Source organism: Flavobacterium sp., from assembly GCF_020217025.1.
Lineage (GTDB): Bacteria > Bacteroidota > Bacteroidia > Flavobacteriales > Flavobacteriaceae > Flavobacterium.
Map to the genome: position 1 here is coordinate 1 of NZ_JAIWOF010000150.1, position 10,000 is coordinate 10,000.

The following is a 10,000-nucleotide window of genomic DNA, read 5'->3' on the forward strand; positions in this document are numbered from 1 at the left end:
TAACGGAAAACCTTTCTTTGGAAAAGACGGGAAAATTGCAACACAAAATTTACCTGCTGAAATAATTAGTAAAGTTCAAGTCACTGACACCAAAACGAAAGAGCAAGAGTTATCAGGACAAAACGCAACTTCAGACGAAAAGACCATTAATTTAACCATTCAAGAAGATAAAAACAAAGGTGTTTTTGGTAAAGCTAATGTTGGTTATGGAACAGATGAACGATATGAATCGAGTTTACTTTTTAATTATTTCAAGGATACGCAAAAAATAAGTGTCTTAGGCTCGTCAAATAACATCAACTCTATAGGCTTTTCAATGGATGAGATTTTTGACAACATGGGTGGCGGAAGAAATCGTTCCATTTGGGTAAACGACAATGGTAGTTTTGGTATTAATGGAATGCAATTTGGAGGTAATAACGGAATTACTCAATCTAATATGCTAGGTGTAAATTTTGCAGATGAATGGGCAAAAAAGAAAATCAATCCAAACGGAAGTTACTATTATTCAAACGCAGAAACCAACAATAAAAATCGAACCAATAGAATCAATTTGCTCCCTACAGGCAACACAAACACATTAGCCGAATCTACATCAAAATCGATTACAGATGGACATAACATTGCTGCAGATTTTGAAATAAAATTAGACTCTACTTCAACCCTATACATTAGCCCAAGTTTTTCTAAAAGCGATATTAAAAATCGTAATTCAGGTTTTGATACCACATTTGATGATACTGGAGCAGCACTTAATCAAAACACAAGTGATAATAATTCTTCGAGTCAAAACAATACTTTTAAAAACAATATTTATTTCTACAAAGGATTAAAGAAAAAAGGAAGAGGAATTAGTGCATCCATAAATAATGAAAACAACAAAAATGATTCTGAATTAATTACTAAAACTACGACAACCTTTTTTCAATCTGGTAACTCTGATGACGATAGAAATCAATTTAGGATTGATGCTTCTAAAAAAGATAATTTTAAAGCAAAAATTGGATATTCAGAGCCATTAAGAGATTCACTTATTTTTAATTTTGAAGTCTTTTACGATTATAAAAATGCTAAAGATTTAAGAACTACTTATGATTTTGATAATGGATTCAACACATACTCCATTTACAACGATTTGCTTTCAAATACTATAACTTCAACAACATCTTCGGTAACTCCGATGGTTGGAATTAGTTTGCAAAAAAAGAAAATTAGAGGTAGCCTTTCTATGGGAACTGAAATAATTAATTTTAACAACCAATCTACTTATTTAAACAACACCACTAAAGTCAATAAAAGCTATATGTATCCTAATATGAATGGATATATAAGTATAACATTGGGTAAATCAAAATCGCTTTACAGTTACTATTCTTATGAAGTAAATTTACCTAGTGCTAATCAAATTTTACCCTTTCAAAATTTAGGCAATCCATTAAATACCATCATTGGTAACTCCGATTTAAAACCAAATGAAAATTATTCGATTTACACCAATTTCAATAATTATGATTATGCTTCTCGAAGTGGCTTTTATGCATATGCAGGAGGCGATTATAATGTTAATCAAATTGTAGCTTCTACAACTTATGATAGCGATTTTAAAGCAACCACAACCTATCAAAATATAGATAGGGCTTACAACACCTACATTGGTTTTAGTTTAAACAAATCATTTAAAAAAGAAAAAAGAACATTTAAATACGGATTTGGAATGCAGTTAGGTTACAATTACGATCAAGGATTGACCAACTCAGAATTATTTGAATCTAAAGGATTGACACTAAATCCAAGAGCTAATTTATCATGGTCAATTGATGAGATGATTACGATTAGCCCATCTTATAGATACACCTATATTACTAATGACTACACCAACTATATCATTGATAATACTAAAAATTTCAAACACAGTGTGAAGTTAGAAATCACAAGTTATTGGCCTAAAAAAGTGGTTTTAGGAAGTGATTTTGGCTACAACTACAATTCTAATATTGCTGCTGGATTTCAAAAAGATTTTTACTTATGGAATTTGAGTTTAGGTTATAATTTCTTCCAAGACAAATTATTAGCCAAAGTTAAAGTATATGATGTTTTAAACCAAAACATTAGTGCAACAAGGACCATAACACCAACCGCCATTACTGATATGGAAAATACTGTTTTACAACAATATGCTATGTTTTCTTTAACCTATAAGTTAGAAAAATTTGGAGGTAAGAAAAAGGATGGAGGTTTAATAATTATGAATTAAACAAAAAAAACTCGTTAGCAATACTAACGAGTTTTTTTTTAAAATACTAGTACAAGTTCAAAAATCAAGTACAAGTTTATTTTCGCTTTGCTCTAAGTAAGCCTGCTTCGTAGGAGATTCCTATTTCATCGGAATGACAAAGTCTTGGAATTTAATTTTAAACTACCAACTTCCGCCAGCACCACCACCAGAGAAACCGCCGCCGCCAAAGCCGCCGCCAAAGCCTCCTGATGAACCGCCACCGAAACTTCCGCCACCACTCCCTCTTCCAAGGCTACTCAAAATAATAATATCGGTTAAATCTAAACCACGTGAACCTCCGCCAGAATTTCCTCCTCCTTTACTCGCTTTTGAAATTATCAATATTAGGATAAAAACAAAAATTATAATAGGTAAAATGGGGAAATCCTTGCCAGATTGTTTCCTAGAACCTTTGTATTTTCCTTTTAAGACTTCAAAAATCGCATCGGCACCTTTGTCTAAACCGTTGTAATAACTTCCGGCTTTGAACTCAGGAATGATGATGTTTCGAATAAGTTCTCCATTGATACCTGCAGTCAGTCTATCTTCTACTCCGTATCCTGGAGCAATCCAAATTTCTCTATCGTTTTTGGAAAGTAAAATCAGAATTCCATTATCCTCTTTTTCTTGACCAATCCCCCATTCATGTCCCCATTTTGGAGTTAAAATCCCAATATCTTCTCCTTTTAAATCATCAATTGTGATGACTACAATTTGAGTCGTAGTCGAATCCGAATAACGAATTAATTTGTTCTCTAATTCTTTTTCCTCTGTCGGATTTAAAACATCGGCATAATCGTAAACACTTGTTTGAAAACTAGGTTTTTTCGGAATATCAAACTGGGCTTGGGCCATCAATCCGCTAAAAGCTAATACAAATAAAAATAACTTTTTCATATTAACTTCTTGAGATTTCGTTAGACAATTCGTTGGTATCATCTGATTGATAAGGGAAATATTTTTTCAATCGTTCGCCAGCTTTTAGGATTCCTTCCACCAATCCTTTTTTGAAATTTCCTTCTTTAAAATTAGCAATCACAACATCTTTAGTACCATCCCAAAAATCAGCTTCCACTACTTTATCAATACCTTCATCACCAATGATAGCGAACTTTTTATCCGAAACACCTACATAAAACAGTACTCCGTTTCGGTCCTGTGTTTCGTGCATATTCAATTCAAAAAAAACCTCCTGAGCTCGGTCAAGAGGTGATTTTTGGGTATGTTCTTCTAAATGCACTCTGATTTCTCCCGAAGTGTTTTTTTCCGCTTCAATAATCGCTTGAACAATTTCTTGTTCGTCTGCTTTTGATAAGAAATCTTCTGTTTTAGACATTATTTTTTCTCTTTATTAAAGTCAAATTCTACATCAACTGGTTTTTCAGCGCCAGCAACTGCATCAAAATATGGTTTTTCTTTGTAGTTTCCTAAGAACATTGAATTAGGAAAAACCAAAATGTAGTTGTTGTATTTTTGAACTGCCTCATTAAAACGCGTTCTTGCTGTTAAAATTTGATTTTCAGTACTTGCCAATTCGTCTTGTAATTTCAAGAAGTTTTGATTTGCTTTTAAATCAGGATATTGTTCCACAGTAACTAATAATCTTGACAAAGAACTATTTAAGTTTCCTTGTGCTTGATTAAATTGTGTTAATTGTTCTGGCGTCATATTCGTTGGATCAATTTTTACAGAAGTTGCTTCAGAACGTGCTTTGATTACGGCTTCTAAAGTAGATTTTTCAAAATCAGCCGAACCTTGAACCGTTTTCACTAAATTTCCAATAAGGTCATTTCTTCTTTGGTATGAAGTTTCTACATTTCCCCATTCTTTATTTACTTCTTGATTTACACGAACAGCTCCGTTTTTGATACTAAAGAACCAAAATACAAGGACTAATAATAATCCACCACCGATAATAAAAGGCAAAAATTTTCTCATCATTTTTTTAAGTTTTAAAAGTTTAATTTATTGTTTATAGTTGATTTTTAATGGTATTCAATTGTGCTTTAATTGTTTCTAATTTGCTGATAATTTCAAATTTATCTAAGGTTTTTTTCTGACCTTCTTTCAAATGTGTTTTGGCTCCTTCTAATGTAAATCCGCGTTCCTTTACCAAATGATAAATCAATTGCAAATTTTTTACATCTTCTGGTGTGAACATGCGATTTCCTTTGGCGTTTTTCTTTGGTTTTAGAATATCAAATTCTTTATCCCAAAAACGAATTAAGGAAGCGTTTACATTAAATGCTTTAGCGATTTCGCCAATGCTGTAATATCTTTTATTTGGTGCTAATTCTAAATGCATTTTTCAAGTTCAAGTTCAAATTCAATTACAAGTTCAAAACTTCTGAAATCGTTAATCCAGCGATTGGTTTTCTTGGTTCGCTAATTTTGAAATTTCAATGTATTCTTTTGCTGAAATACTTCCGTAATAGAAATTCAGCGGATTTACACGTTCGCTTCCTTTAAACACTTCATAGTGTAAATGCGGCGCCTGACTTCTTCCTGTACTTCCGACATAACCAATAATATCTCCACGTTTTACACGCTGTCCTGGGCGGCAATTGTATTTACTCAAATGCGCATACAAGGTTTTATAGCCAAACCCATGATTAATTTCAATATGATTTCCGTAACCTGACAACGAAGCGTCTGCTTTATACACTACTCCATCCCCAGTTGCGTAAATTGGTGTTCCCGTTCTTGCTGTGAAATCCATCCCGTAATGGAATTTTCTAATTTTAGTAAATGGATCACTTCTATAACCATACCCCGAAGCCATGTGCTTTAAATCTTCATTTTTCACCGGTTGTATTGCTGGAATAGCCGCCAATAACTTCTCTTTCTGTTTCGCTAACGCTACAATTTCATCTAACGATTTCGATTGAATCACCAACTCTTTCGTTAAAACATCCACTCGTTTTGTAGTGTTTTCGATTAATTCAGAATTATTAAACCCTTGTAAATCTTTATATCGATTAACGCCTCCAAATCCCGCTTTTCGTTCTTCTTCTGAAATCGGTGTCGAGTTAAAATAAATTCGGTAAATGTTGTTGTCTCTGTTTTCGATAGCTTCCAACACATCGTCCATCAAATCCAGCTTTTTGTTCAAAACAGTATAATTCAATTTTAAAGCTTCAATTTCTCTAGCCTGAATTTTATCTTTTGGTGTTTCAAAATAACTGGTGTTAATCAATAGTAAAAAAATCAAAAATCCAAACAAAGCCGAAGACACCAAAAACAATACAACATAGCCAAACTTCTTCCTTTTTCTTGTCTGAATGCGCTTGTATGCTAAATTTTCTGAATCGTAATAATATTTTACCTTCGACATATATGAAAATATACTATTTTTGTGCCAAATTTATTGATTGACATAGGTTATACGAACAAATTTAAGAAATGTTTCATTCTTGAGCTATTTTATTTTTAGTTGGGCTATTTTTTTGAACATTTCCTTTCGTTTCCGCATCACAATAAACAAATAAAAACAGATCTAAATTATTGATAATGAAATCGCAAGACATTCGTAAAGCATACCTTAATTTTTTTGAATCGAAAGGACATTTAATTGTTCCTTCTGCGCCAATCGTTTTAAAAGACGACCCAACTTTGATGTTCAACAACTCGGGAATGGCCCAATTCAAAGAATATTTCTTAGGCAATGGAACTCCAAAAAGTCCAAGAATTGCCGATACGCAAAAATGTCTTCGTGTTTCGGGAAAACACAATGATTTAGAAGATGTAGGTTTTGATACGTATCACCACACCATGTTTGAAATGCTTGGAAACTGGTCGTTTGGCGATTATTTCAAAAAAGAAGCATTGGCTTGGGCTTGGGAATTCTTAACTGAAGTATTGAAGTTAGACAAAGACCGTTTATATGTTTCTGTTTTTGAAGGAAACCCAGCAGAGAACGTTCCATTTGACCAAGAAGCGTTTGATATTTGGAAACAATACGTTTCGGAAGACCGTATCATTTTAGGAAATAAAAAAGACAATTTCTGGGAAATGGGCGACCAAGGTCCGTGTGGTCCATGTTCGGAAATTCATATCGATTTAAGAACTGATGCTGAAAGAAATGCTGTTTCAGGAAGAGAATTAGTGAATGCTGATCATCCGCAAGTAGTGGAAATTTGGAACAACGTATTTATGGAATTCAACCGTAAAGCCGATGGTTCATTAGAAAAATTACCCGCACAACACGTAGATACCGGAATGGGATTTGAGCGTTTGTGTATGGCGATGCAAAATGTAACTTCGAATTACGATACGGATGTTTTCACTCCGCTTATCGCGAAAGTTGAGGAAATTACTAGATTAAAATACACTTCAAACGAAGTAAAAAATATATCAGAAGTACAAAACAAAACCAACATTGCGATTCGTGTAATTGTAGACCACGTTCGTGCGGTAGCTTTTGCTATTGCTGATGGACAATTGCCTTCGAATACAGGAGCTGGTTATGTAATTCGTAGAATTTTACGTCGTGCGATTCGTTACGGATTTACGTTTTTAGGGACGAAAGAACCTTTCATCAACAAATTAGTGGAAGTTTTAGCAAATCAAATGGGCGAATTTTTCCCTGAGATTAAATCCCAACAACAATTGGTTACCAATGTAATTCGTGAAGAAGAAGCGTCTTTCTTAAGAACTTTGGAACAAGGATTACAATTATTAGATAAAGTAGTTGCTGAAACATCTGGAAAAGAAGTTTCGGGTGAAAAAGTTTTCGAATTGTACGATACGTTTGGTTTCCCTAAAGACTTAACGGCTTTGATTTTAAAAGAAAAAGGCTATTCGTTTAACGAAACCGAATTCGAAACTGAATTACAAAAACAAAAAGCGCGTTCTCGTGCGGCTTCAGAAGTAACTACTGACGACTGGAAAGTTTTAATTGACGGAAACGTGGAAACATTCGTTGGTTATGACCAAACAGAAAACAACGTTAAAATCACACGTATTCGTAAAGTAGACTCTAAAAAAGATGGTGTTTTGTACCAAATTGTTTTAGATAATACGCCATTCTATCCAGAAGGTGGTGGACAAGTTGGTGATAAAGGAACATTAGTTTCTGCAAACGAAACCATCGAAATTATCGATACAAAAAAAGAAAACAACTTAATCTTACATTTCGCAAAACAACTTCCTGAAAATGTGGAAGCTGGATTTATAGCAAAAGTAAATACCGATTTAAGAACTTCAACTTCTAAAAATCACTCGGCTACGCATTTGATGCATTTGGCTTTGAGAAATATTTTAGGAACGCATGTAGAACAAAAAGGTTCATTGGTAAATCCAAATTACTTACGTTTTGACTTTTCGCATTTCTCTAAAGTTTCGGATGAAGAATTACATCAAGTTGAAGCAAGTGTGAATCAACAAATTGAAGCACAATTACAATTGGTAGAACACAGAAATATTCCAATCAAAGAAGCATTAGACAAAGGTGCAATGGCATTATTTGGAGAGAAATATGGCGATAATGTTCGTATGATTGAATTTGGAGATAGCAAAGAATTATGTGGTGGAATTCACGTGAAAAACACCGCAGATATTTGGCATTTCAAAATTGTTTCAGAAGGAGCTGTTGCGGCTGGAATTCGTCGTATAGAAGCTATTACGGGTGATGCTGTGAAAGATTTTTACACTTCGCAAGAAAACACGTTAGCGGAAATCAAAGAAGTATTGAAAAATCCGCAAGATGTTTTAAAATCCGTTGCTTCACTACAAGATGACAATGCGAAATTGAAAAAACAATTAGAGCAATTAGTTAAAGAAAAAATCGAAGGATTAAAAAATACTTTAGTTGCCGATTTCCAAGAAATCAACGGAATCCAATTTTTAGCGAAACAAGTAGATTTATCTATGAGTTCGACTAAAGATTTAGCTCAAGCTATTGGAACTTCAAAACCAAATGCATTTGTATTCTTAGCTTCTATTGAAGATAATGCACCAAACATTCACTGCTACATTTCAAAAGAATTAGTCGCTGAAAAAGGATTAAACGCTGGAAACGTAATCAGAGAATTAGGAAAACTAATCGACGGAAACGGTGGTGGACAACCTTTCTTCGCTTCAGGAAAAGGGAAAAATGTGAATGGAATTAAAGAGGCATTGGAGAAAGCGGTTGAATATTTAAAATAGCAATTAAAAACTTTGTCATGCTAAACTTGTTTCAGCATCTCAAGAATACAGATTATTTTAGATCCTGAAACAAGTTCAGGATGACAAGGAGAATTAATATTAAAATACCGATAAAAATAAAATTCTGTCGGTATTTTTTTGTAAAAATTTGGAAAATCGTTTTTTTTTTTTTGATTTGTATAAATTTAACTAATTGTATTTCAATGAAAAAAACACTTTATCTTTTTGCTTTTTTAACGGTTATATTGAGTTCTTGTGCTAATGAAGATGAATTTCAAGGTAACTTAATTAGTAAAATGAAATTTATTGGTTCTGACTTTAATGATAGTTATGAAAATCATGAATTTAATCTTGAATATACTGATGGTAATAAATTAGTACGAATTATTGATTTTGAAAGTGATAAAAAAGAGTTTCATTATACAGGAGATTTAATTACAAAAATTGATGTCTGGATTTTTTGGAACGGTTCAGATTTAGAATTTGAAAGGTCACTTTATTTAGAATATGACAATGAGGAAAGGTTAATCAATATAAAAATAGATGAAGTAGATGATGGTAGCATTGAACAAATTATTACTTTTGATTATGTTGACGATAATAATGCAAATTATACCCATCATTACCGGAATAATCTTAGCGGATATGGAACCATTTCTTTTAATGAAGATGACGTACTAAAAAGATTAGACAATAATTGGTCATTAGGTCAACCGGTAAGAAAAGAAATAACATATAATTATGATGATAAAAAACATCCTTATACTGGAATATTAGGATTTAAAAAATTAAAACTTTTTAATGCTTTTTATGGTAGTATTTATTATCTAAGTCATAATATCAATGATGATTATGGATTTGCACCCAACTGGGGCACTACTAACAATGTTGTCTCTACGACAATAAGAAGTGGTAATAATTTAGAAAATTCTGGCACAATTTCATTGTTTTCTTATGAATATGGCAACAATAATTTACCTACAAAAAGTAATAAAATAAATGGAGGTACAAATACACAAATCTTATGTACATATAATTAGTGAATAAAATTTGAAAATCACATTATCGCTATGTAAAAAATTCACTTATTTTATTCTTATGAAAAAAACACTTTATCTTTTTGCTTTTTTAATGGTTATTTTGAGTTCTTGTTCAAGTGACGATTCAGACGGAATAGCTATTAATTCGGAAAATCTTTTAGGAAAATGGTATTTAAAGGGTGGAACAACTAATAATGGTACATTTGAAAATCACACACATGATTGCACAACTAATAAAGATTTTCAAGAATTTTTTAACAATGGAGAAATCACTTTTAATGGTTATAATACGGAATGTAGTTTAGATGAAATTGAAACTTCATTATGGTTTTTAAATGGAAATACACTTACGGTTACGAATACAAATTTCGACCCCAGGATTTATGAATATGAATACGTTATTGAAAGTTTAACTTCAAACGAATTAATATTAAGAGAAACTGTTTCGGAACCTGAAGGAACTTTCGTGTATAGATCAACTTATACAAGAAATTAGAAAAACTATAAATTTAAAATTCACTTAAAATCTCCTTTCAAT

At 32.4% G+C, this 10,000-nt stretch carries 9 protein-coding genes; 4 read left to right on the top strand and 5 right to left on the bottom strand.

Annotated elements, in window-relative coordinates:
* A partial coding sequence (locus tag LDL23_RS07565) for an outer membrane beta-barrel protein (RefSeq protein WP_291265155.1) occupies positions 1–2,254 on the top strand: 2,254 nt, incomplete at its 5' end.
* A 162-nt stretch (positions 2,255–2,416) separates the two neighbouring features.
* On the opposite strand, the gene LDL23_RS07570 is transcribed toward LDL23_RS07565, so the two are convergent.
* The 5 genes from LDL23_RS07570 to LDL23_RS07590 are packed head-to-tail and all read right to left on the bottom strand — an operon-like array spanning position 2,417 to position 5,609.
* Positions 2,417–3,172 (bottom strand): YgcG family protein, encoded by a 756-nt coding sequence (locus LDL23_RS07570; RefSeq protein WP_291265156.1) that lies wholly within the window; start codon positions 3,170–3,172, stop codon positions 2,417–2,419.
* A gap of 1 nt (position 3,173) precedes the next feature.
* Positions 3,174–3,611: a TPM domain-containing protein gene (locus LDL23_RS07575; RefSeq protein WP_291265157.1), complete on the bottom strand. Its 438-nt coding sequence runs from the start codon at positions 3,609–3,611 to the stop codon at positions 3,174–3,176.
* The gene (locus LDL23_RS07580) at positions 3,611–4,213 is read right to left on the bottom strand and encodes a LemA family protein (RefSeq protein WP_291265162.1); all 603 of its coding nucleotides are present in this window, start codon (positions 4,211–4,213) and stop codon (positions 3,611–3,613) included. Before LDL23_RS07580 ends, LDL23_RS07575 begins: the two co-directional genes overlap by 1 nt.
* 34 nt (positions 4,214–4,247) lie before the next feature.
* Complete coding sequence (locus LDL23_RS07585; RefSeq protein ID WP_026724163.1) at positions 4,248–4,580, bottom strand: MerR family transcriptional regulator; 333 nt, start codon at positions 4,578–4,580, stop codon at positions 4,248–4,250.
* A gap of 51 nt (positions 4,581–4,631) precedes the next feature.
* The gene (locus LDL23_RS07590) at positions 4,632–5,609 is read right to left on the bottom strand and encodes a M23 family metallopeptidase (protein WP_291265158.1); all 978 of its coding nucleotides are present in this window, start codon (positions 5,607–5,609) and stop codon (positions 4,632–4,634) included.
* Positions 5,610–5,785: 176 nt separating this feature from the next.
* Between LDL23_RS07590 and alaS the strand changes: the two genes are divergently transcribed.
* The 3 genes from alaS to LDL23_RS07605 all read left to right on the top strand — a co-directional run bounded on the left by alaS (position 5,786) and on the right by LDL23_RS07605 (position 9,958).
* Positions 5,786–8,422 carry an alanine--tRNA ligase gene (alaS, locus tag LDL23_RS07595; RefSeq protein ID WP_291265159.1) on the top strand — a complete coding sequence of 879 codons (2,637 nt, stop codon included), beginning with the start codon at positions 5,786–5,788 and terminating at the stop codon, positions 8,420–8,422.
* A 203-nt stretch (positions 8,423–8,625) separates the two neighbouring features.
* Positions 8,626–9,462 (top strand): hypothetical protein, encoded by an 837-nt coding sequence (locus LDL23_RS07600; RefSeq protein ID WP_291265160.1) that lies wholly within the window; start codon positions 8,626–8,628, stop codon positions 9,460–9,462.
* Between the two features lie 58 nt (positions 9,463–9,520).
* Positions 9,521–9,958, top strand: a complete 438-nt coding sequence (locus LDL23_RS07605) for a lipocalin family protein (protein WP_291265161.1) — start codon at positions 9,521–9,523, stop codon at positions 9,956–9,958.
* The last annotated feature ends 42 nt before the right edge of the window (positions 9,959–10,000 follow it).

Excerpts from the sequence above, each read along its gene's own strand:
- LDL23_RS07570 (WP_291265156.1), bottom strand. The coding sequence starts at position 3,172 with ATGAAAAAGTTATTTTTATTTGTATTAGCTTTTAGCGGATTGATGGCC.
- LDL23_RS07575 (WP_291265157.1), bottom strand. The coding sequence starts at position 3,611 with ATGTCTAAAACAGAAGATTTCTTATCAAAAGCAGACGAACAAGAAATT.
- LDL23_RS07580 (WP_291265162.1), bottom strand. The coding sequence starts at position 4,213 with ATGAGAAAATTTTTGCCTTTTATTATCGGTGGTGGATTATTATTAGTC.
- LDL23_RS07585 (WP_026724163.1), bottom strand. The coding sequence starts at position 4,580 with ATGCATTTAGAATTAGCACCAAATAAAAGATATTACAGCATTGGCGAA.
- LDL23_RS07590 (WP_291265158.1), bottom strand. The coding sequence starts at position 5,609 with ATGTCGAAGGTAAAATATTATTACGATTCAGAAAATTTAGCATACAAG.
- alaS (WP_291265159.1), top strand. The coding sequence starts at position 5,786 with ATGAAATCGCAAGACATTCGTAAAGCATACCTTAATTTTTTTGAATCG.
- LDL23_RS07600 (WP_291265160.1), top strand. The coding sequence starts at position 8,626 with ATGAAAAAAACACTTTATCTTTTTGCTTTTTTAACGGTTATATTGAGT.
- LDL23_RS07605 (WP_291265161.1), top strand. The coding sequence starts at position 9,521 with ATGAAAAAAACACTTTATCTTTTTGCTTTTTTAATGGTTATTTTGAGT.